The sequence below is a fragment of the Buchnera aphidicola str. G002 (Myzus persicae) genome (assembly GCF_000521565.1).
In the GTDB taxonomy this organism is placed as follows: domain Bacteria; phylum Pseudomonadota; class Gammaproteobacteria; order Enterobacterales; family Enterobacteriaceae; genus Buchnera; species Buchnera aphidicola_C.
In genome coordinates this window covers 469,200-493,470 of record NZ_CP002701.1, presented here as the reverse complement: position 1 = coordinate 493,470, position 24,271 = coordinate 469,200, and the positions used below count along the sequence as shown (strand labels likewise).

Below are 24,271 nucleotides of genomic sequence, written 5' to 3'. Positions count from 1 at the left end.
GTTGAATATAAAAAATTCAAACATCATCTATTTATTTTTTTTAAATGAAAAATTAATTTTTAAACCATGCTCGAATACCATCAAGAAACATTTGAGTTGAAAGCATAATTAAAACTAAACCCATAAGACGTTCTAAAGCGTTAACACCTTTTGAACCAAATAATTTTAAAAATAATCCAGATAATAATAATATAATAATTGTAAAACACCATGCAATAAGTAACGACCCAACTAAATAAGACATATGATGTAGATACTGATGTGATAATAACATTAATGTTGCTAAAAGGGATGGACCTGCAACTAATGGAATCGCTAAGGGTACTAAAAAAGGTTCTTCATCCGAAGCAACTCCATTATTACTATCTTCAGAAGGAAAAATCATTTTAATAGCAATTAAAAATAAAATAATACCTCCAGATATTGAAACAGTTTCAGCTTGTAAATTTAGGATAACAAGTATTTTTTCTCCAACGAATAAGAATAACAGCATAACAATTAACGCTATAATCATTTCTCGTATTACTACAATTCTGCGTCTTTTTGCTTCTAGATGTTTTAATACTGTCATAAAAATTGGAAGATTTCCTAAAGGATCCATAATGAGAATTAGTAATATAGTTGTAGAGATTATTTCAGTCATTTTAATTTATCACTTCCTTTTCAATTTATAATTTTTATATGTAATCTTTTAATTTTTAACAATTAGATATTAATATGGATGTTTTTATTTACTTTCTTAAAAATTAATTATATAAATATTTTATTTTTAATATAAAATTATAATTTTATAGTATATTTAAAATTAAAATAGAACTTTCTATTACAATGTTTTTTTATATTTTATAAAAGTATATATTTTTTTTATGTGAAAATTATATTTAATATTCTTTTACTTATTATTTTTAGGAGCCGGAAACTTTTTACTTTAAATAAATTGCCAATTTGAAAAAAATATTTTTAATGTAAACAATCCGTGTATATATTCATGATGAAAAATGTTGGATTAGTTGGTTGGCGTGGAATGGTAGGATCAGTTTTAATAAAACGTATGGAACAAGAAAATGATTTTTTGAAAATTAATCCTATTTTTTTTTCAACATCTCAATTGGGTCAAGAAGCTCCTATAATAAAAAATGTATCACATAATGTTTTACAAGATGCTTATAGTATTTCTGTATTAAAGAAAATGGATATTATTATTACTTGTCAAGGTAGTCTTTATACTGAAGAAATCTATCCAGTTTTAAGAAGATCTGGTTGGAAAGGTTATTGGATAGATGCTGCTTCAACTTTACGAATGAATAGTAATTCTATAATTATATTAGATCCAGTTAATTATAATTTTATACAAAATTCTATAAGTAAAGGCATTAAAACTTTTATCGGTGGGAATTGTACTGTTAGTTTAATGTTAATGTCTTTAGGCGGTTTGTTTGAAAAAAAACTAATTGAATGGATTTCTGTTTCAACTTATCAAGCAGCATCTGGTGCTGGTTCACGCTATATGATTGAATTATTAAAGCAAATGGGCATGCTTTATAATGTCATTTCCCAAGATTTATTGAATCCATCTTTTTCAATTTTAGATATTGAAAGAAAAGTAACCGAAGCATCTCGTAGTTGTGATTTTCCTATAGAAAATTTTTTAACACCATTAGCAGGTAGCTTGATACCCTGGATTGATTTAAAAATGGATAATGGACAAAGTCGTGAAGAATGGAAAGGTCAAGTGGAAACTAATAAAATTTTAGGATCTGACACTTCAGTCTTAATTGATGGTATATGTGTAAGAATTAGTTCACTAAGATGTCATAGTCAATCATTTGTTATTAAATTAAAAAAAGAACTATCTTTAGACAATATTGAAGAAATTATTAAGATGCATAATAAATGGGTTAATGTTATTCCTAATAATCCAGAAGATACATTATTAAAATTAACTCCATCGGCTGTAACTGGTACATTAGATATACCAATTGGTCGATTAAGAAAACTTAATATGGGTAAGAAGTACTTATCTGCTTTTACTGTAGGCGATCAATTATTATGGGGTGCTGCAGAACCTTTAAGAAGAATGTTAAATTTATTAATTAAATTATAATTTGTTATTATTTACATATATTTTTTAATATATACACTATATTTTAATATATTTATTAAAAATATATTTGAAATTTTTAGTGTATATATATTAAAAATTAAATTTTCATTAGATTAATAACAAAAAAATATTTTTTATTTTATAATCCTTTTTTTAGTAAATAACGATAAGGCTTTATTTTAATTTCAAATTCTAATAATGTATGATTCATAAAATAACAAAAATTTGGAATATCTCTTGTTGTTGAAGGATCATCTGATAAAACTAATATTTTTTGATTTAGTTTCATATTACGAAGTTTTTTTCTAATAATCATAATGGGTTCTGGACATCGAAGCCCAATTAGGTTTAATATAGCATTATTTTTGTTTTTCATTCTTTTTTAAAATCAAAATTATATAATATTTTTATAGAAAGAACACTTAAAGAACAAAAAAATAAATACTATTCATATTTATATATTTGTTTAAACATAATATATTTATGAACAATAAGTGGTACAAGTTTAGAAGAAATTTTTCCCTCATAATAATTTTTTCTTATTTCACTAGAAGAAATATCGATAAGATCTATCTTAGAAAAGAAAATTAATCCAAATGGTTTTTTATGTAATAATTTAAAATCATGAACAATATGATTATTAATCCATTTTTTGAATTCAAAATTATGTTTTTTTTTATATGTATTCTAGGACAAATTAATAAGTGTGAATATGACAATATTTTTTTCCAGTCTTTCCATAGATGAAAGTTTTGAAAATTATCTTCTCCTATTATAAGACACAAAGATGGTGTAAAACTAATTTTTTTTCTAATTTTTTTTAATGTATCTATAGTAAAAAAAACATGAGTACTTTTAGTTTCTAAATCACTTACTTGAAATAAACAATGATTATGAATGGCAAGTTTGATCATATTCATTTTATCTATGATAGAGGTTTTTGTTTTATCACGGTGTGGAGGATTATTATTTGGTAAAAATATTATTTTTTCTAAACGTATTTCTTTGGCTAATTTTTCCGCAGAATGAATATGACCATAGTGAATAGGATCAAAATTTCCACCAAATATAGTATATAATTTTTTCATTTTTAATTTATTAAGATATAGATGAATAAAAACTAAAATTAATTTTTTTACAATTCAATTTTTTAAATAGTAGATGAGCTTAGAATTAAAGTTAATTTTTGTAATTGAATCCATATAGAATTATCATATTTTTGCTTAATATGAATTTCTATTTTTACAAGAATGTTAATTGCTTTAAAATAAGATTGATCATGAATTTTTTTATAAGCTTTGATGAAAAAATTATGTCTCGAATAATCAATATTATATTTTTTCAAAAATGTATTTATATTTATGTCTTTTTCACGTTTCATATGCATTAGTATTAATAAATCTTTTTGCAAAGTACGTATTAAAATAAGAGGACTATGTTTTTTGTCTTCTAATAGATTTAAAATATACATAGCTTTTTTTATTTGTCCTTGCAAAATAGCATTAATCCAATGTAATACTGAAAAGTTAAAAAAATCAATAATATTTTTTTTTATTTCTTCTATTTTAATAGAGGATTTTTGACATTTTTTAAATAGTACTTCTAAAATTTTATATATAAATGAAGTATTTCCTTCATAATATTTACATAATAAAAAAAAAGCTTTTTTTTCTATATTGAGATTTTTTTCTTTAATTTCATATTTAATCCAGTTTACAAACTGTAAATTATATGGTGTAAAACAAGATACTATTTTTGTATTATTTTTGAATATACTTAGTATTTTTTTAATTTGAATAACACGAGATAAGTGATTAAATTTTAATATTGTTAAAATTTCTATATTTAATAAAACAGATATTTTATTAATATTTTCAATGAAAATAGTATTTAATGTTTTAATAAGAACATTAATAATTACAGTTGTTTTTTTAAAAAATAAATTTCTTGTTTTATAAAAACGAATGACTTTTTCCCAATCATTATTTTTTTCTATATTAATTGTACTAGTTTTTATAAATCCTCGTCGATGAGCATAGTATAAGATTGCATTTTGATTTCTATTTATTAAAAAATCATCTTCTCCTAAAAAAATATAACAAAAATCTAATTCTTTTATTAAATGTTTTTTAAGTTTTTCTAAATGTATTATATTCATAAAAATAATAATTTTATTTAAAAAATAATCTTTTTTTATTATATTACAAAATTTATAATTTTATTTGGAACATATATTGTTTTTTTGATATTTTTGTTTTTTAAATATTTTTTTATTATAATTTGATTTTGAGCATGCAAAAATATTTCTTCTTTATTTAAATTGTGAGGTATTTTCATAGTACTTCTTTTTTTACCATTAATTTGAAGAACAATAATATTATGTTTTTTCAAAAGAATTTGGTCATTGCAAATAGGCCATTTTTCATTATCAATAGAAGTGTTTTCAGATAAGTAGTTCCAGACATAAAAGCAAAAATGTGGTGTAAATGGATAAAGCATTTTAATTATACAGGTTAAACATTCTCTCAAAATAGACTTGTCTTGTTCTTCTTTTATTGGAGCTTTTATAAGTTGATTAACAAGTTCCATGATTGCAGAAATAGCGGTATTAAAAGATTTTCGACGACTTATATCATCAGAAACTTTATGAATAGTTTTATGTAATTGATAAAGTAATTCACTTTGTTGATCATTTAAACATATAATATTGATACTTTTATGTATATTCTTTAAATTAACATAATTAAATATGAGTATCCAAAGTTTGTTTAAAAAACGATAGATTCCTTTTACGTTAGATTCTTTCCATTCTAGTGAAGATTCCACAGGAGCAGCAAACATGATAAACAGACGAATTGTATCAGCTCCATATTGTCTGATTATTGATTCTGGTTCAATGCCATTGTTTTTAGATTTAGACATTTTAATCATGCCAGCATAAAATATTTCTTGTCCTTGTTTATTATATGATTTTATAATATCTCCTTTTTCATTACGTTTTATTAAAACTGATGATGAATGAATCCAATTTCTTGTCGAGTTATTTGTAATTTCATAAAAAGCATCTGAAAGAACCATACCTTGACATAATAAATTTTTTACTGGTTCGTCAAATTTTACTAGATTGAAATCACGTAGTAATTTATGATAAAATCGAAAATACATTAAATGCATAATAGCATGTTCTATACCACCAATATATTGATCAACAGGAAGCCAATATTTTGATGCTTCAGGATCAATCATACCATGAATAAAATGTGGACAAGTATATCTTGCATAATACCAAGATGATTCCATAAATGTATCAAAAGTATCTGTTTCTCTAAAAGCAGTCTGACCATTAATAAGAATTTTATGCCATGCGGAATTAAGATAAATATGTTGTTCTGAATTATTTATATTTTTTTGAATTTCTGGTAAAAGTACAGGTAGCTGGTCTTCTGGTATTGATACTATTTCTCCATTTTTTAATTTTGCCATAGGAATAGGTGCTCCCCAATAACGTTGTCTGGAAACACACCAATCTTGTAATCGATAATGAATTTTTTTGTTTAATATTTTTTTTTCAATAAGAATTTCTTTTATTTTTTTAGAATTAAACAATATTTCTTTTTTATTATCAGATCTTGTAACAATACATTTTATTTCTAAATTATGTTTGATTGCAAAATTATAATCATGTTCATTATGACCAGGAATAGATGCTATTGCATTTGCTCCATATATTTTTAAAGTAAAATTTGCAATCCAAATTGGTATTTTTTTTTCTGTAATAGGATGAATAATAAATATATTTGTATTAATCCCTTCATATTTTACTTTTTCGATTTCTTCTTGTGAAAAATATTTATATTTTCTTATAAATTCTTTAATTAGTTTATTTTTTTTTGACAGATCTATAGTTAATGGATGACAAGAAGAGATTACAATAAATGTAATATCCATAATGAGATCTAATCTATTAGTAAAAATTTTTAACTTCTGATTGTAATTTAAAACATTTAAAGAAATTTCAAATCCCTTTGTTCTTCCAATCCAATTTTTTTGCATATTTTTTACATTTTCAGGCCAGTGATGTAATTTTTTTAAATCTTGATATAAAGATTCAGCATACTGTCTTATTTTTATAAACCATTGCGGAATCTTTTTGATTGTGATTTTGTTTTGGCAGCGCCAACAGCAACCGTCAACAACTTGTTCATTAGCTAAAACAGTCTTATCATGAGAACACCAATTGACGAAACTATTTTTTTTATAGACTAATTTTTTTTCATATAATTTAGTAAAGAACCATTGTTCCCAACGATAGTACTCCGGTTGACAAGTGGTTATTTCTCGGCTCCAATCATAACTAAAACCTAATGATTGTAACTGTTTTTTCATATTTTTTATATTTTCTTGAGTCCACGATAGTGGCATAGTATTATTTTTTATAGCTGCTACTTCAGCTGGCAACCCAAAAGCATCCCAACCCATTGGTTGTAACACGTTTTTTCCTAACATTCTTTGGTATCGAGCAATAACATCACTAATAGTATAGTTTCTAACATGACCCATGTGTAATTTTCCAGAAGGATATGGAATCATAGGCAAACAGTAGTATTTTTCTTTTTTAGAATCTTCATTTACTTGAAACGTTTTGTTTTGTTTCCAATATTCTTGCACGTAAAATTCTATTTTTTCAGGTGCATATTCTTTTTCCATATATTTATCTCAATAATAAAACATTTGATTAATTTAATTTGTTAAAATAATTGAAAATTTAAATTAAATTAATTTATATATACTTTTTAAAATTATTAGAATAATATGCATAATAATTTATATTATTTTTTTTCTTCTAAAACAGGTATATTATTTTCTGGAACAGTGACATGTATTTGAATAACTTTTCTACTATCAGCTATAGAAACTTTAAAAGAATAACCATTAATATTAATACTTTCACCACGGCTAGGTAAATGACCAAACTCTTTCATAACTAATCCTCCTATAGTATCTACTTCATTATCTTCAAAATTAGTATTGAAAGTATCATTAAATTCTTTTATTTCTGTTAGTGCTCTAACAGAAAAAATACATTTTTGTATTTTTTTTATATTTATTTTTTCTTCATCATCATATTCATCTTCAATTTCTCCAACAATTAATTCAAGTATATCTTCTATGGTAACCAAACCTGAAACAGCACCAAATTCGTCTATTACTACTGCCATATGATTTCTTTTTGAACGAAATTCTTTTAACATCCTGTCTACATATTTGCTTTCTGGCACTACTACAGCTGACCGTAGTATATTTTTTATACAAAATATATCTTTTGAATTTTTTATAAAAGGTAATAAATCTTTAGCAATTAAAAATCCTTCTACATAATTTTTATCGCTACTCATTACTGGAAAACGCGAATGAGCAGATTCAATAATAATATCAAGACACTTGTTTAAATTATAATTTAATTTTAATGTTATCATTTGTGTTCTTGGAATCATAATTTCTTTAATTCTTTTTTTTGCAATATGCATAACACCTTCTAACATATCACAAGTGTCTTGATCAATTAATTCGTTTTGTTCTGAATCACGTATTAGTACTAATAGTTCTTCTCTATTTTTAGGTTCATCATGAAAGATTTGATTTAATAAAATAGAAAAAAAACCTTTTCTATTTATTTTATCGCAGTCTCGCGAATGATTATCACTCATAGTATTAAATTATCTATTTTGAAAATATATTTTTCTATTCTATGGTAGAACAGCATGAGTTAAAATATTTTTTATGAAAGATTAATCAATTTTTAACATATGGTGCTTTATATTTTAAAGATAACATTATTTTGTTTTCCATTTTTTCCATCTTATATGCTTCTATATTATTTTTATGATCATATCCTAGTAAATGTAAAGTTCCATGTATTGTCATATGTGCCCAATGTGATTCTAACGTTGTATTATATTGAGCAGCTTCTTTTTCTATTATTGTTTTACATAATACTAAATCTCCTAATAGTTTATAATTAATTGTGATCTTTTCATTGCAGGGAAATGATAAAACATTCGTTGCCTTATTTTCTCCTCTATAAATAAAATTTAAATTTTTAATTTCTAATTCATCTACAATTCTAATTGTTATTATATATTTTTTTTTATTTAGAATTTGTCCTATCCATTTATTAAAAAGGAATTTTTTAGGTATATAATTATTACTGATACAACAATATTGCAGATTTATAATAAAATGTTTCATATATTTTGTTTAATTTTTTTAAAATAATTCACCTTTTAATGTGTGCGTGTGTACTTTTTTAATTCTTAAATCAACAAACTGTCCAATAATTTTAGGTGAACCGTGAAAAGTAACAATTCTATTGTTTTCTGTTCGACCATATAATTCCATAACGTTTTTATTAGATACACCTTCTACTAAAATAGATTGTATACTTTGAAACATTTTTCTACTCCATAACATTGTCTGAAGATTAATACGATTTTGTAAAATATATAATCGTTTTTTTTTCTCTTTTAAATCAAGATTATCTTCCATTTCAGAAGAAGGTGTGCCTGGTCGATTAGAGTATATAAAACTAAAACTCATATCAAAATTTATATTTTTAATAAATGTCATAGTTTGTTGAAAATCTGTTTCAGTTTCTCCTGGAAAACCTACAATAAAATCAGAACTAATTTGAATATTAGGTCTAGCAATGATTAATTTTTCAACAATAGATTGATAATCTTCTATTGTATATGAGCGTTTCATTAAATGAAGTATTCGATTAGAACCACTTTGTACAGGAAGGTGAAGAAAACTGACTAATTTTGGGGTATCTTTATAAACTTCAATAATATCATCTGTGAATTCTAAAGGATTACTAGTAGTAAAACGAATTCTATCTATACCGTCTATTTCAGATACTAATCTAATTAATTCTGAAAAAAAGCAAATTTTTCCATTAAAAGTTGGACCTTGATATGCATTTACATTTTGACCTAATAAGTTGATTTCTCTTACACCTTTTTCAGCTAATACTGATATTTCAAATAAAATATCATCACATGGTCTACTAATTTCATTTCCTCTTGTATATGGTACTACACAAAAAGAGCAATATTTATTACATCCTTCCATAATAGAAATAGCAGCTGTATATCCTGTTTTTTTTATTTCTAGAGAATGGTCGAATTTTTCTAATTTAGGAAAACTAATATCTATAGATAATTTCCGTTTTTTTTCTACTTCAGAAATCATTTCAGGTAATCTATGTAAAGTTTGAGTTCCAAATATTATATCTACGTAATTCGCTCTTTTATAAATTTCTTCACCTTCTTGAGTAGCTACACAGCCTCCTACAGCAATAATAACTTCAGAATTTTTATTTTTTATTTTTCTCCATCTACCAAGTTGATGAAAAACTTTTTCTTGAGCTTTTTCTCTTATAGAACAAGTATTTAATATTAAAATATCAGCTTGTTCTGGATTTAGAGTTATTAAATATTGATTTTTTTTTTGCAATAGAGAAGCCATTAAAGATGAATCATATTCATTCATTTGACAGCCCCAAGTTTTTATATATATGTATTTCATTTTTATTAGAGAAACTTAACCTAAGTTGATATATGAATATATTATATTTAATATGATTTTTTATATAGATATTGCTGCTTTAATGGCAGGATCAGGAGTGTATCCAACAATTTTAAAATCTTGAAAAGAATATTGAAATAATGACGGAGGTTTTTGAATAATGACTAATTTAGGTAGTTTTTTAGGAGATCTTAGTACTTGTTTTTTTGCTAATTCAATGTGATTATTATATAGATGGACATCACCTCCTGTCCATAAAAATTCTCCAACTTCTAAATCACATTGTTGTGCTATCATATGAATAAGTATTGCATAACTAGCTATATTAAAAGGTAATCCAAGAAATACATCACAAGAACGTTGGTAAAGTTGACAACTTAATTTTTTGTTAAAAACATAAAACTGAAATAATATATGACAAGGTGGTAATTTCATTTTGTTAATTTCTCCAACATTCCAACTAGATACTAAAATTCTACGGGAATCTGGATCTTTTTTTAATTGTATTAATATATTTTTAATTTGATCAATCTTGTTTTTTTCTGATGTATTCCAGTTTCTCCATTGTTTTCCATATATTGGACCAACTTCTCCTTGTTCATCTGCCCAATTATTCCAGATAGATATTTTATTTTGATTAAGATATTTAATGTTAGTATCACCTTTTAAAAACCATAATAGTTCGTGTATAATAGATGGAATATGACATTTTTTTGTGGTAACAAGAGGAAATCCTTTTTTTAAATTAAATTTCATATGATGACCAAAAATAGACAAAGTGCCTGTACCAGTACGATCTTTTTTTGGATTTCCAATTTTAATTATTTTTTTTATTAAAGCAAGATATTGTTTCATTTTTTTCAACATTCCGTTTTTGATAAAAAGCTTTAAACATAATAATGCATCCGATAATAACCATGGGTATTGATAGTATTTGTCCCATTGTTATTATGTTTTTAAATAATCCTATTTGAGGATCAGGTTCTCGAAAAAACTCTATAAAAATTCTAAAAGTACCGTAAGATATTAAGAATAAACCACTTACACTACCTGTAGGTCTATCTTTTTTCGTAAAAAAATAAATAATGTAAAACAACACTATTCCTTCTAAAAAACATTCGTATAATTGTGAAGGATGACGGGGTAAGGCTCCATATTGATTTAATAATGGTTGTAGGTGGGGGTATTGTTCAACTATTTTTAAATCTTGATATTGCGAATTAGGAAAAATCATTGCATATGGGAAATTAGTAGATACACGGCCCCACAGTTCGCTGTTAATAAAATTTCCTAATCTTCCAGCACCTAGACCAAAAGGTACTAATGGAGTTATAAAATCAGATATTTCTAATATTTTTTTATTATATTTCAGAGAGAAATAAAACATTGTGATTATTGCACCTATTAATCCTCCATGAAATGACATTCCTCCTTTCCATACATGAAAAGAATATAATATATTTTTAGAAAAATATGAAAAATTATAGAAAATTATATATCCTATTCTACCTCCAATACAAGATCCTATAAAAATAGCATATAACAATATTTCTATTTTTTTTTTATACCATTTTTGCTCATTTTTAATATTTTTTTTCTTTCCATACCACATAGCGAATAAAAAACTAATAAGATACATAAATCCATACCAACGAGCAGATATAGAACCAATAGAAAAAATAATAGGATTAAAATTAGGAAAAATGATGTACATATTTAGGCGTGCATCCTTGTTGATTACAAAATATTTTTTTATTTTAATTTAATTATATTTTTTTGAAAAAATATTATTTTTCCAAATTTAATATTTCTTCTATTTTTTGACGTCTACGGATAACAAAAGAATTATTATTTTCTAATAGTATTTCTGGAATAAGAGGTCTGGTGTTATAATTAGACGACATAGAAGCACCATAAGCACCTGTATCATGAAAAATTAAATAGTCGCCTACTTTTATAATTGGTAGTTTTCTAGTTTGAACAGTTCCCCCTTCTTTTTGTGTAAAAATGTCTCCTGATTCACATAAAGGACCTCCAACCACAGTATCAATTTTTTCATTTTCATTGATTTCCCTATTGTCTCCAGAAATAATCGATATATGATGATAACTACCGTACATGGTAGGTCTCATAAAATCATTGAATCCTACATCAATTAAAATAAAATTTTTTTTGCCCATTTTCTTTACAGACCAAACTTTTGAAATTAGAATTCCGGATTCTGCAACTAAAAATCTTCCAGGTTCAATTTCTAATTCAATTTTTTGATCTAGAAATCTAGAAATTTCTTTCCGTGCATTATTCCATAACATAAAGTATTTTTTGATATCAATAGGTTTTTCATCAATTTGATATGGTATAGGTAATCCGCCACCAGCAGAAATCGATGATATTTTTTGATTTAGTTGCAATGCATATTGAACCATAGATTTGCAAACTTTTTTTAAATGAATATAATTGACTCCGGAACCAATATGCATATGTAAACCTATTAATTTTAATTTATATTTTTTTATAATAGGTATTGCTAGTCTAGGCTCCCAAATTCCGTGTTTACTGTTTTCTCCTCCAGTATTAGTTTTTTTACTATGTCCATATCCAAATCCTGGATTGATGCGCAACCATACATGATGACCAGGAGAAGATTTTCCTAATTGTGTTAACATATCTAAAGACCCAGCATTAACTGGTATATTAAAATTAATTACTTTAGATAAAGTTTCTTGATCTAAAATGTCTGCAGTAAATATTATTTCGTCTGTATTCGGTTGAAATCCAGATGATAATGCTCGTTCAATTTCTCCTAAAGAAACAGCATCTATTTTCAAATTTTTATTTTTCATTAAACGTAATATATTAATGTTTGAACAAGATTTTTGGGCAAATCTAATTACATCAAAATTTTTTAATAATTTTATTTTTTCATAAATAATATCAGCGTCGTAGACCCAAAATGGTGGTTGATATTTTTTTATTAAAGATTTAACATTTTTAATGTTAATATTTTTTTTAGCATTAGTCAGAATATATGACATTTTATTTCCTATGAATTTTTATAAAAATATTTATTTTTTTTATTTTTTGTAATTGATATTAAATTTATAAAAAATTATTTATTAGATGGACGAAGTGTCGGGAATAAAATTACATCACGAATACTAATTTGATTAGTTAATATCATAATTAAACGATCAATTCCAATTCCCAAGCCTGATGTAGGTGGTAAACCATATTTTAATGCTTCGATATAATCTTCATCATAAAATATATTTTTATCTTCTTGTTTATGAGATTTATGCATTTGATTTAAAAATCTATTTTTTTGATCTTGTACATCATTAAGTTCTGAAAATCCATTTGCTATTTCATATCCGGCTATAAAAAGCTCAAATCTATCAGTAACATTTTTATTAATATTATTACGTCTTGCTAATGGAGAAACTTCTACTGGATATTCAGTAATAAAAGTAGGTTGGATTAATTTTTTCTCTACTGTTTTTTCAAAAATTTCAGTAATTATTTCCCCATCTTCTGCAAACTCTTTTATGGTAATACCTATAGATTTCGCAATTTTTTTTATTTTATTTGTGTCATCTAAGTCAGATAAAATAATAGTTGGATTAAATTTAAGAATAGCATTTTTCATAGTTAATCTATGAAAAGGTTGACTAAAATCAAAATGATATTTGTCATATATTATTTGATTCGTTTTAAAAAGTAACTCTGTAATATTTTTAAAAAGATTTTCTATTAAATGCATCATATCATTATAATTTGAATATGCAATATATGCTTCCATCATAGTAAACTCTGGATTATGACGACTAGAAACACCTTCGTTACGAAAATTTCTATTAAGTTCAAAAATACGCTCAAAACCCCCAATGATTAATTTTTTTAAATATAATTCTGGTGCTATTCTCAAATACATTTTCGTTTTAATTTCATTATGATAAGTAATAAAAGGACGTGCATTTGCTCCACCAGGAATATTTTGTAACATTGGTGTTTCGACTTCTAAAAAATTATTTTCTATCATAAAATTTCGAATAGCCATAATAATGTTAGAACGATTTTTAAAAACACTAAATAATTTTTTATTACTAATTAAATCTAAATAGCGTTGTCGATAGCGTATTTCTTGATTAGATAAACCATGAAATTTATTAGGTAAAGGTTTTAATGATTTATTCAAGATTTCTAAAGTATGACAGTAAATAGATAATTCTCCTGTTTTGGTTTTAAATAATATACCTATTACACTTAAAATGTCTCCAATATCCCATTTTTTAAAATGATTTTGATAAAATTCAGATGATATTTTTTTTTCTTTTATATAAATTTGTATTTTTCCTTCTATATCTTGTAATGTAAAAAAAGACGCTTTACCAATAATACGTCTTTGTGTCATACGACCAGCAATAGAGACTGTAATATTTAGTGCTTCAAGTTCATGAATATTTTTATGCTTATATTTTTGATTAATTTCTTCTATAGTAGTCTTTTTTTTAAAATTATTAGGAAAAGAAAAACCGGTTTTTTTCATATTTATTAGTTTTGTTTTTCTTATTATTTTTTCATTGTTTTCAATATCACTATATTGGTTATTATTGTTTTTTTCTAACATATTTAATCCTTTATAATCCAATTATTAAACTTTGTTCAATAAAATCATCTAAATCACCGTTTAAGACAGATTGAACATGATTTTTTTCAATACCGGTACGAAGATCTTTTACTTTTGAATTATCTAATATATATGAACGTATTTGATTTCCCCACGTAATATCTGATTTATTTTCTTCTAGTTTTTGTTTTTCTTTCTTTTTATTTCTCATTTTCATATCATATAATTTTGATTTCATTTGCTGCATTGCTTGTTCTTTGTTTTTATGTTGAGATCGATTACTTTGACATTGAGTAACGATATTAGTAGGTAAATGAGTAATACGAACAGCTGATTCAGTTCGATTAACATGTTGACCTCCAGCACCTGAAGCTCTATAAACATCTATTCTGAGATCGGAAGAATTAACATTTATATGTATTTTATCATCGATATCTGGATAGATAAAAATAGAACTAAAAGAAGTGTGACGTCTATTACCTGAATCAAAAGGACTTTTTCTAATTAAACGATGTATTCCGGTTTCTGTTCTTAACCATCCGAAAGCATATTCACCAGAAACTTTAATTGTAGCAGACTTAATACCAACTATTTCTCCTACAGATTCGTGAATAATTTCTGTTTGAAAACCTTTTTTATCAGCCCATCTTAAATACATTCTAAGTAGTATTTTAGACCAATCTTGCGCTTCTGTTCCTCCGGAACCAGATTGTATATCGATATAACAATTGCAGATGTCATTTTTTTTTGAAAACATACGATAAAATTCAAGTTTTTTAACTTTTCCTTCTATTTTTTTTATTTCTATAATAGTATCTTGTAATAAGATATTATCTGATGTTTCTATTGCTAATTCTAAAAAGATAATTACTTCTTTTATGTTTTTTTCTATTTCATTAATATTCTTAATTATTAATTCTAGAAAATATTTTTCTTTATTCAAGTTTTTTAAAAGTATTTTTTTATTCCATATTATAGGCGATAATAATTCTAAATTAATTTCTGAAATACGCGTTTTTTTTTTATTATAGTCAAAGATACCTCTTTAGATCTTTTATTCGCTCTTGTAAATTATTAATTTGATTTTTAATTATGTTTGTTTCTAGCATAATGGAATAGTTCTTCTGTTGATTAAGTATGAAATTTAATTATTATTTTATTATATATATTTAATTGCATAGATAAATTTATTTTTTATTTATAAAAACTATTCTTTTATATTAGGAAAAAACAATGTCATCATTTATATCTGTACAAAATATTATTTATCCTTCAAATGAATTATCATTAACTATGATATTACTTGAAGAATGGTCTTTTGTTTATATAGAAGGTCTTGATAGTAAGAAATATTTGCAAAATCAATTAACAATTGATATGAATTTATTATCTCAAAACGATCATATACTTTGTGCACATTGTAATTTCAATGGAAAAGTATGGAGTACTATGCGTTTATTCCACTATAATAAAGGCTATGCCTATATTCAAAGAAAAAGCGTTTCCATGATTCAAATAATTGAATTAAAGAAATATTCTATATTTTCAAAAATAGATATTAATCAATTAAATAATATTTATTTAATTGGCATTGCAGGATCAAATTCTAGATTATTCTTATTAAAATTTTTTAAAAAATTACCAGACCAAAATCATCTTATAGTTTATGAAAATAAAAAAGTTATACTATGGTTTTCAGAACCATTAGAAAGATTTCTATTAATTTTAAATTTATCAGATTTTCTATTATTTAAAAAAAATATAAATGAAAAAATATTTTTTAATAATAGTAAACAGTGGTTGTCATTAGATATTGAAGCAAATTTTCCTATTATTGATGAACAATCTTCTAAAAAATTTACACCATTAGCAATTAATTTAGAAAGACTTAAAGCTATCAGTTTTAAAAAAGGGTGTTATTATGGACAGGAAACAATAGCACGAATTTATTTTAAAAATTTAAATAAACGTTTTTTATGTTCTTTAACTAGTCAAGGAAGTATTTCCCCGAAAATAGGTTCTATTATTGAAACTTATATAGATTATAAATGGTGTAAAATTGGTTTTTTATTGTCTATAGTAAAAATTAAATCTAAAGAAACATGGATACAGGCAGTATTGTATAAATCTATTAATATAAATAATTTATTTAGAATATATGGATATAAAAATATATTTTTAATAAAAGATAAAAATTAAAAATTTTTATATATAAATATATAAAAATATTTTTTTTAAATTTCAGCTTATACTATTTTTTTAAAAAATCATGTCTCGAGGTATTCTTTTTATTATTTCAGCACCAAGTGGAACTGGTAAATCAAGTTTAATTCAAGGATTATTGAAATTAAAACCTTTATATAATATTCAAGTATCTATTTCTCATACTACTCGAATCATAAGACCGGGTGAATTACATGGAAAACATTATTATTTTATATCGCAAAAAAAATTTCAGAAAATGATTAAAGAGGAATGTTTTTTAGAGCATGCTAAAGTTTTTAGTAATTTTTATGGAACTTCACGTCAATTTATTGAAGAAATGTTACTTTCTGGTAAAGATGTATTTCTTGATATTGATTGGCAAGGAGCTAAACAAATTCGAGACAAAATGCCTGAATCAAAAAGTATTTTTTTATTACCACCATCTAAAGATACATTATATAAGAGATTAAAAGAAAGAGGTCAAGATAGCGAAGTTGTTATTGCAAAAAGAATGGAAAAAGCAGTAGATGAGATGAAACATTATTCAGAATATGATTATCTAATTATTAATGATGATTTTAAAAAATCAATAGATTATTTAAAAACTATTATTTCTGCTGAACATTTATGTTTATCTCATCAAAAAAATAAATTTCATATATTAATTTCTAATTTATTAAAACCTTGATTATTGAAAAAAATAAAACATATATAAATATATATTTTATATAATTCTATTGAGTCAATAGAATTATATAATTATGTATATTACATAAGGCATTTTATATTTAATGCTTCTGATTAAATATTTTTATTTCGATTGGCTCTTTTTCTTTCATTTTCTTTTAAGTAACGTTTTCGTAAACGTATAGAAGAAGGTGTAACTTCTACAAGTTCATCATCATTAATAAAACCTAGTGCTTCTTCTAAGGTAAAATGAACAGGTGTGGTTAAAACTATTGCTTCATCAGTTCCAGAAGCTCTCATATTAGTTAATTTTTTACCTGTTAAACAATTTACTGTTAAATCATTAGAACGATTATGAAGACCTATGATTTGTCCTTCATATACTTGTATACCATGTCCTATAAATAATTTTCCTCTTTCTTGTAAATTAAATAAAGCAAAACCAACTGCCATACCCATACTATTAGATATTAAGACTCCATTTTTTCTCTGTCCAATATTGTTATTTTGAATATCGTTATATTTTTGAAAAGATGAATAACATAATCCTGTTCCAGAAGTTATACTCATAAATTCTGTACGAAAACCAATTAGTGCTCTACTAGATAATATATATTCTAGACGAACTCTTCCCTTTCCATCCATAGTCATATTTTTTAATTCACCTTTTCTTGTTCCTATAAATTGCATAATACTTCCTTGATGTTTATCTTCAATATCTAGAGTGACATTTTCAAAAGGTTCTTTTTTAATTCCATTTATTTCACGAAAAATTATTTTCGGACGAGAAACTTCTAATTCAAATCCTTCACGACGCATGTTTTCAATTAATATAGATAGATGTAATTCACCGCGTCCAGATACAGAAAAAATATTTGCATCTTTTGTTTCTTTTACTTGTAGAGCAACATTGTGTATAATTTCTTTTTTTAATCGGTCTAAAATTTGACGAGAGGTAATATATTTACCTTCTTTTCCTGAAAAAGGTGAAGTATTAACTGAAAAAAACATATTTACAGTTGGTTCATCAATACTTAATACTGGTAATGGTTTTAAATTATCTGGATGACAAATTGTATCAGAAATATTTAGTTTATCAATTCCAGTAATAGCAATAATATCTCCTGCTTCTCCTTTATTTATTTCTGTTCTTTTTAAACCAAAATAATGTAAAACTTTATTAATCTTTCCATGACGGTGTTTTCCGAAATTATCAATAATAGCTACTGAATCATTAGGTTTAATAAAACCCTGTTTAATGCGACCAACGCCTATGACTCCTAAATAATTATTATAATCAAGTTGGGAAATTTGCATTTGAAATTTTCTATTAGGATCGACATCAGGAACAGGAACATATTTAATAATAGATTCATATAATGGAATCATATTTTTTTGCATATTGAGATAGTCTGTTCCAGAAGTTCCAAGAATAGCAGAAGTATATATTATAGGAAAATCTAATTGTTGGTCATTTGCATTAAGATTAACAAAAAGATCAAATACTTGGTCTACTACCCAATCAGGACGAGCATTTTTTCTATCAACTTTATTAATAACAACGATAGGATTCAGACCATATTTAAATGCTTTTTTAGTAACAAATCGTGTCTGTGGCATTGGTCCATCTAAGGCATCGACGACTAGTAAAACTGAATCCACCATAGACATTACACGTTCTACTTCTCCTCCAAAATCTGCATGACCAGGTGTATCAACTATATTAATCTTATAGTTTCTCCATTTAATAGAAGTATTTTTAGATAAAATTGTAATGCCTCGCTCTTTCTCTAAATCATTAGAATCCATGATTCGTTCAGTTCTTTCTTCATGTTCTTGAAAAGTTCCTGATTGTTGTAATAGTTGATCAAGTAATGTAGTTTTTCCATGATCAACATGTGCTATAATGGCAATGTTTCTTATGTTTTTATGCATTTTTTCTCTCTTTAAAATAATAAATAAAAGATATATTATAGACTGTTATAAGATAGAATGATTAGAAAAGATGAATTATTGAGGAAATATTTTTATAATATAAAAACTTTAAAAAATTAATTCATTTTTTTTGAATATTTTTTTATATTTCTAACAATCAGGATTAAATTTTGAATTCATTGAATTATAATAAAACAAAATTTTTTAAAAGTTATTCTCAAATAGATGAAATAGAATTTCAAAATGGAATTGAAATTGGATTTATTGGTTATTCTAACTCAGGAAAATCTAGTGCTATTAACTCATTGACCAATCAAAAAAAATTAGCTCGTTTTAGCAAAACTCCAGGGAGAACTCAGTTAATTAATTTTTTTGAGGTAGTACCAGGTTTTAGAATAGTTGATTTACCTGGATATGGTTATGCCAATGCACCTGTATTGATCAAAAAAAAATGGCAAAAAAGAGTATATAATTATTTAGAACAACGGCAGCAGCTTAGAAGTTTAGTATTATTAATGGATATTAGACGTCCTTTAAAAAAACTTGATCAAAAAATAATTCATATAGCAATACATCATAAGATTTCTATGTTAGTTCTTTTAACTAAATGTGATAAGTTAATCATTAATGAACAAAAAATACAATTTAAAAAAGTATATGAAGAATTGAAATCACTATCAGATTCTTTCCAAATTGAGTTATTTTCAGCTTATAAAAAAATAGGTATTAAAAAATTACAATTAAAATTAAATCATTGGTATGATAAATATTTTTTAAATTAAATAAGTTAAAATTTTTTTTGTCCGTAGGAATTATATTTTTTTAAAAAATCGAATAAATTTTGATAACAGTTTTTCTTTAAAAACATATCTTTTGAAGTTATTTTAATAGGAATATTTATTTTGATTCTTGCTAATTGATATGATAGAAAAGCTGTTTCTTTATTATTTTTTAATTGTATTGCAATATTTTTAGCATTACGAAATGCTAAAAATGGTATTTTTTCAAGATTATAGTAAATATTTTTAATATTAGAAAATTTTTTTAGTAAAAATAATGCTGTTTTTATTCCAATTTTAGGGACTCCTGGAATATTATCTGAAGTATCACCCATTAAAGCTAAAAAATCAATGAATTCTTTAGGTTTAATTCCATATTGTTCTTGTATTTTTTCTGGTGTAATAATACAATTATTTTTCTTATGTAGTATGCTAATATTATTTGTTACAAGTTGAAGCATATCTTTATCGTGACTGATGATTAATATTTTTTCTCCTTCTTTTTCTAGTTTACATGCTAAACTACCAATAATATCGTCTGCTTCTACACCTGGAATTGTTAATGTTTTAATGCCAATATTTTTAAGTATTTCAAAAAGAGGTTTAATTTGAAGAAATAGTGCATTGGGCATCGGAGATCTATTTTTTTTATATTCTGGAAATAATTTATTTCTAAAAGTTTTTTTAAAAGAATCAAATATAATAATAAATTTTTTCGAATTATGATATTTTTGAAAAAGGTTATTCATCATTTTCAATATACCATATATTGCACCTGATGGTGTTTCTAAATGACTTTTAAAATAAGGAAATCCATAATAATAATAATATAAATATAATGTTCCATCGATAATAATAATTGGATTTTTTTTGATTTGTTGCATGTTATCTCTTTATACATTTATATATTGAAAGAATATAGATTTAAATTCACTATAATATTTTAAAAAATGCACTAATATCAATATTTTATTAAAAAATACATGAATGTTCTTTTGATTCTTTTATAAACATATTTAATTTTATGATGCATGATAATATTTATACTAAATTTAGTTTTTATTAATTAAAAATTTAATTAATTCAATACATTTTTTGGCAAAATTATCTTGAAATCGATTTTGTAATACAGAATAATCAATTATATATTTTCGATTAATAAGCATAGTTGGAACATAATTTAATTGATATTTTTTAATATCTTCGTTTTTTTTTTGAACTAATATATTCAATGTTAAACTATTCCAAAAACTATTAAATTGATTTTCATTAATTCCAGCTTCTTTTTTAAATAATTTTTTTATACTATCCAGATCTTGAATAGTATGATTTTTTTGTATACCTTCAAAAAGAGGTAGCATAATTTTTTCTTCAATTCCAATTTTTTGTGCTATTATCCAAGATTTTGTTAGAATATGACTAAATTTTCCTCCTAAAAAATTTACATGATACGTTTTTATTTTTATGTTCTTGTTGATCTTTTTTTTTATTAATTTTTTTATATTATATTTTTTTTTAAGTTCATAACAATATGGACAAAAAAATGAAAAAAATTCCGTTATATTAGGAATATTAGTTATATTTTTATTTTTGATAGTATATTCTTTTTTATTAGTTTTATTACTAAATTCACAACATAAAGCATGATAAGAAAAAAAGATACTCCATAAAATAATAAATATTTTTTTCATTTTTCACCTATATTTTATTTTTTGTTGATTTTATAATATCAGTTCTTAAAGAAGAACAGTATTATTTTAAATAATATATCAATAATAGAATTCTATATGTATATATTTTATATAATGTATTATATAAGTTTTAAAAGTTTTTTTATATAAATAAAAAATATGGATTGCATATTATGATAAAAAAAATAAATATTGATACTCAATTAAACAATCATACCCCCATGATAAAACAGTATTTATCTTTAAAATTGCAATATCCTGATATGTTGCTTTTTTATCAGATGGGTGATTTTTATGAGTTATTTTATGACGATGCAGAACGTATTTCAAAATTGTTAAAAATTACTTTAACAAAAAAAGGATATTCAAATAATAATATTATACCTATGGCAGGGATACCGTGTCATACAGCTGAATATTATTTATCAAAACTTGTTAAGTTAGGTGAATCTATTGCAGTATGTGATCAAATAAAAGAAAATCAATTAAAAAAAAATAAGTTAATCACTCGTAAAGTAGTACGTGTAATCACTCCTGGTACTATTACAGATGAAGCATTTCTAGAAGAAAATGAAGATAATTTTATAGCTTCTATTTGGAAAGAAAATAATCAATTTGGATATGCTGTTTTAGATATTTCTTTAGGTTTTTTTGGTGTATCTAAACATTTCAGCATTACTTCTATACTTGCAGAAATTGAACGCACAAATCCTAAAGAAATACTTTATCCAGAAAATTTTTCCGATTTTTTTCTAATTGAAAATAGAAAATGTACTCGTCAACGTTTATTATCAGAATTTGATTTAACTAATTCATATAATTTACTTAATTTACAGTTTAAAACTCATACTTTAAAAGGTTTCGGAATAGAAAAAGATGACTTTATAATACGTCCAGCAGGATGCTTACTTCAATATGTTAAATTAATGCATATGACTATCTTGCCTCACATTCGAAATATAAAAAATAATTATATAGAAGAGAATATTTCAATGAATGTTAATACTCGGAAAAGTCTCGAAATTACTCGAAATATTTTCGGAGAAACTAAAAATACTTTATCTTCTATATTAAATAAAACAGTTACATCTATGGGTAGTAGGATGTTAAATCGTTGGTTACATTCACCATTAAAAAATTTTAAGATTGTAAAAAATCGTCATGAAAGTGTAAAAATTTTAAAGTTATTTTATAAAGAATTGCAACCTATTTTAAGACAAATAAACGATTTAGAAAGAATTTATTCTCGTTTAGCTTTGCGTACTGCCTCACCTCATGATTTTATAAGAATGCGTTCTACATTAAAAATTTTACCAAAATTACATGTAATTTTAAAAAAAATAAAATTTAAACATATTAAAAACATACGTTTATCTATTGGGTCATTTGATGAAATTTTAATTTTATTAAATAAATCTATTAGCATCAATGCATCGAAATCTATCCGAGATGGAGGTGTAATAGCTTCAAATTACAATGTTCAGCTAGATGATTTGAGAAATATAAAAATAAATTCTATAGATTATATAAAAAATTTTGAATATCAGGAAAAAAGAAAATTGATGATTGAATCATTTAAAATTAGATTTAATCATATTATCGGATATTATATTCAAGTTAATAAACGTCATGCTCATTTAATTCCAGAACATTATACAAGAATACAAACGTTAAAAAATACTGAACGTTATAGCGTTTCTTTTTTAAAACAACATGAAGAAAAAGTTTCAAATTCAGTTATCCAATCATTATTACTAGAAAAAAAACTATATGAAGAAATCTTTGATATTATAGAGCCTTTTTTAGAACAATTAAAAGATAGTGCATCAGCATTATCAGAATTAGATGTATTATCAAATTTATCAGAACGTGCTGTATCTTTAAATTATGTATGTCCTATTATGACTAAAAAATATGGTATTTCTTTATTAGATAGTCGCCATCCAGTTGTTGAATATTTTTTAAAAACACCGTTTATAAATAATTCTGTTGTTTTATCAAAAAAACAAAGGATGCTCATTATCACAGGACCAAATATGGGTGGAAAAAGTACTTATATGCGTCAAATTGCTCTTATTGTAATTATGGCTTGGGTAGGTAGTTTTGTTCCTGCTAAATTTGCTTTAATTGGTATTATTGATAAGATTTTTACAAGAATCGGTGCTGGAGATGATTTAAGCAACGGGTGTTCAACATTTATGATGGAAATGACAGAAATTTCTAATATTCTTAATAATGCAACATCTCATAGTCTTGTTTTAATAGACGAATTGGGAAGAGGAACTTCAATGAATGAAGGATTATCTTTAGCTTGGTCATGTTCGCAATATTTAATTGATAAAATTAAATCTATGACATTATTATCTACTCATTTTTTTGAATTAACAAAATTAGAATTAAAAAATAATTCCGTAAAAAATTTTCATTTCACCGCTGTAGAAAGTCATTTACATATAGCTTTTTTATATAAAATAAAACCTGGTATTTCAAGGAAAAGTTATGGTATATCAGTAGCATCATTATCTGGACTACCTGATATTGTTATTCAACATGCAAAAGAAAAATTAATAGATTTAGAAAATATATAATTTTGTTTGAAATAAATGAATCATTTTTGCATAAATTATGTTTTTATTCATAAATTTAGTTGTTTTAA

Annotated in this window: 20 protein-coding genes and 1 pseudogene; 5 read left to right on the top strand and 16 right to left on the bottom strand. The window is 24.2% G+C overall.

Annotation, left to right across the window (positions count from 1 at the left end; all coding sequences use genetic code 11):
* Positions 1-52: 52 nt before the first annotated feature.
* Entirely contained in the window at positions 53-643 is a 591-nt protein-coding gene (locus BUMPG002_RS02285; RefSeq protein WP_025369075.1) for a YhgN family NAAT transporter, read from the bottom strand.
* A 348-nt stretch (positions 644-991) separates the two neighbouring features.
* On the opposite strand from BUMPG002_RS02285, the gene asd reads away from it, so the two are divergent.
* A complete protein-coding gene (gene asd, locus BUMPG002_RS02280) occupies positions 992-2,104 on the top strand; it encodes an aspartate-semialdehyde dehydrogenase (RefSeq protein WP_025369074.1) in 1,113 nt (370 codons plus the stop codon).
* A gap of 139 nt (positions 2,105-2,243) precedes the next feature.
* Here the strand turns inward: asd and tusA are convergent, their stop codons facing one another.
* The 12 genes and pseudogenes from tusA to prfB all read right to left on the bottom strand — a co-directional run bounded on the left by tusA (position 2,244) and on the right by prfB (position 15,427).
* Positions 2,244-2,480 carry a sulfurtransferase TusA gene (gene tusA / locus BUMPG002_RS02275; protein ID WP_025369073.1) on the bottom strand — a complete coding sequence of 79 codons (237 nt, stop codon included), beginning with the start codon at positions 2,478-2,480 and terminating at the stop codon, positions 2,244-2,246.
* A gap of 68 nt (positions 2,481-2,548) precedes the next feature.
* Positions 2,549-3,192: pseudogene (nadD, locus tag BUMPG002_RS02270) on the bottom strand (nicotinate-nucleotide adenylyltransferase).
* A gap of 62 nt (positions 3,193-3,254) precedes the next feature.
* Entirely contained in the window at positions 3,255-4,262 is a 1,008-nt protein-coding gene (gene holA, locus BUMPG002_RS02265; protein WP_025369072.1) for a DNA polymerase III subunit delta, read from the bottom strand.
* Positions 4,263-4,300: 38 nt separating this feature from the next.
* Entirely contained in the window at positions 4,301-6,811 is a 2,511-nt protein-coding gene (gene leuS, locus BUMPG002_RS02260) for a leucine--tRNA ligase (RefSeq protein WP_025369071.1), read from the bottom strand.
* A gap of 122 nt (positions 6,812-6,933) precedes the next feature.
* Complete coding sequence (corC, locus tag BUMPG002_RS02255) at positions 6,934-7,812, bottom strand: CNNM family magnesium/cobalt transport protein CorC (RefSeq protein WP_025369070.1); 879 nt, start codon at positions 7,810-7,812, stop codon at positions 6,934-6,936.
* Positions 7,813-7,897: 85 nt separating this feature from the next.
* On the bottom strand, positions 7,898-8,353 hold the full coding sequence (gene ybeY / locus BUMPG002_RS02250) for an rRNA maturation RNase YbeY (protein ID WP_025369069.1): 456 nt from the start codon (positions 8,351-8,353) through the stop codon (positions 7,898-7,900).
* Positions 8,354-8,371: 18 nt separating this feature from the next.
* The gene (gene miaB / locus BUMPG002_RS02245; protein ID WP_025369068.1) at positions 8,372-9,691 is read right to left on the bottom strand and encodes a tRNA (N6-isopentenyl adenosine(37)-C2)-methylthiotransferase MiaB; all 1,320 of its coding nucleotides are present in this window, start codon (positions 9,689-9,691) and stop codon (positions 8,372-8,374) included.
* A gap of 60 nt (positions 9,692-9,751) precedes the next feature.
* Positions 9,752-10,546: a thymidylate synthase gene (gene thyA, locus BUMPG002_RS02240; RefSeq protein ID WP_025369067.1), complete on the bottom strand. Its 795-nt coding sequence runs from the start codon at positions 10,544-10,546 to the stop codon at positions 9,752-9,754.
* Positions 10,509-11,405 (bottom strand): prolipoprotein diacylglyceryl transferase, encoded by an 897-nt coding sequence (lgt, locus tag BUMPG002_RS02235; RefSeq protein ID WP_025369066.1) that lies wholly within the window; start codon positions 11,403-11,405, stop codon positions 10,509-10,511. The genes thyA and lgt overlap by 38 nt, the downstream gene beginning before the upstream one ends.
* Positions 11,406-11,478: 73 nt before the next feature.
* Positions 11,479-12,726, bottom strand: a complete 1,248-nt coding sequence (gene lysA, locus BUMPG002_RS02230; RefSeq protein WP_025369065.1) for a diaminopimelate decarboxylase — start codon at positions 12,724-12,726, stop codon at positions 11,479-11,481.
* 74 nt (positions 12,727-12,800) lie between these two features.
* A complete protein-coding gene (gene lysS, locus BUMPG002_RS02225; protein ID WP_025369064.1) occupies positions 12,801-14,318 on the bottom strand; it encodes a lysine--tRNA ligase in 1,518 nt (505 codons plus the stop codon).
* 10 nt (positions 14,319-14,328) lie between these two features.
* A protein-coding gene (prfB, locus tag BUMPG002_RS02220) for a peptide chain release factor 2 (RefSeq protein WP_143269453.1) occupies positions 14,329-15,427 on the bottom strand; the annotation gives its coding sequence in 2 pieces (ribosomal slippage) (positions 14,329-15,351 and positions 15,353-15,427; 1,098 coding nt in all).
* A gap of 124 nt (positions 15,428-15,551) precedes the next feature.
* Between prfB and ygfZ the strand changes: the two genes are divergently transcribed.
* Both ygfZ and gmk read left to right on the top strand, forming a co-directional pair.
* The gene (gene ygfZ / locus BUMPG002_RS02215) at positions 15,552-16,517 is read left to right on the top strand and encodes a tRNA-modifying protein YgfZ (protein ID WP_025369062.1); all 966 of its coding nucleotides are present in this window, start codon (positions 15,552-15,554) and stop codon (positions 16,515-16,517) included.
* Positions 16,518-16,587: 70 nt separating this feature from the next.
* Positions 16,588-17,211 carry a guanylate kinase gene (gmk, locus tag BUMPG002_RS02210; protein WP_025369061.1) on the top strand — a complete coding sequence of 208 codons (624 nt, stop codon included), beginning with the start codon at positions 16,588-16,590 and terminating at the stop codon, positions 17,209-17,211.
* Positions 17,212-17,324: 113 nt separating this feature from the next.
* On the opposite strand, the gene typA is transcribed toward gmk, so the two are convergent.
* On the bottom strand, positions 17,325-19,145 hold the full coding sequence (typA, locus tag BUMPG002_RS02205; protein WP_025369060.1) for a translational GTPase TypA: 1,821 nt from the start codon (positions 19,143-19,145) through the stop codon (positions 17,325-17,327).
* A 170-nt stretch (positions 19,146-19,315) separates the two neighbouring features.
* On the opposite strand from typA, the gene yihA reads away from it, so the two are divergent.
* Positions 19,316-19,927 (top strand): ribosome biogenesis GTP-binding protein YihA/YsxC, encoded by a 612-nt coding sequence (yihA, locus tag BUMPG002_RS02200; RefSeq protein ID WP_025369059.1) that lies wholly within the window; start codon positions 19,316-19,318, stop codon positions 19,925-19,927.
* 5 nt (positions 19,928-19,932) lie between these two features.
* Here yihA and BUMPG002_RS02195 read toward each other — a convergent pair whose 3' ends face one another.
* Positions 19,933-20,808 (bottom strand): 5'-3' exonuclease, encoded by an 876-nt coding sequence (locus BUMPG002_RS02195; RefSeq protein WP_025369058.1) that lies wholly within the window; start codon positions 20,806-20,808, stop codon positions 19,933-19,935.
* A 168-nt stretch (positions 20,809-20,976) separates the two neighbouring features.
* On the bottom strand, positions 20,977-21,615 hold the full coding sequence (locus BUMPG002_RS02190) for a DsbA family protein (protein WP_025369057.1): 639 nt from the start codon (positions 21,613-21,615) through the stop codon (positions 20,977-20,979).
* Positions 21,616-21,791: 176 nt separating this feature from the next.
* On the opposite strand from BUMPG002_RS02190, the gene mutS reads away from it, so the two are divergent.
* Entirely contained in the window at positions 21,792-24,203 is a 2,412-nt protein-coding gene (gene mutS, locus BUMPG002_RS02185) for a DNA mismatch repair protein MutS (RefSeq protein WP_025369056.1), read from the top strand.
* Positions 24,204-24,271: the final 68 nt, after the last annotated feature.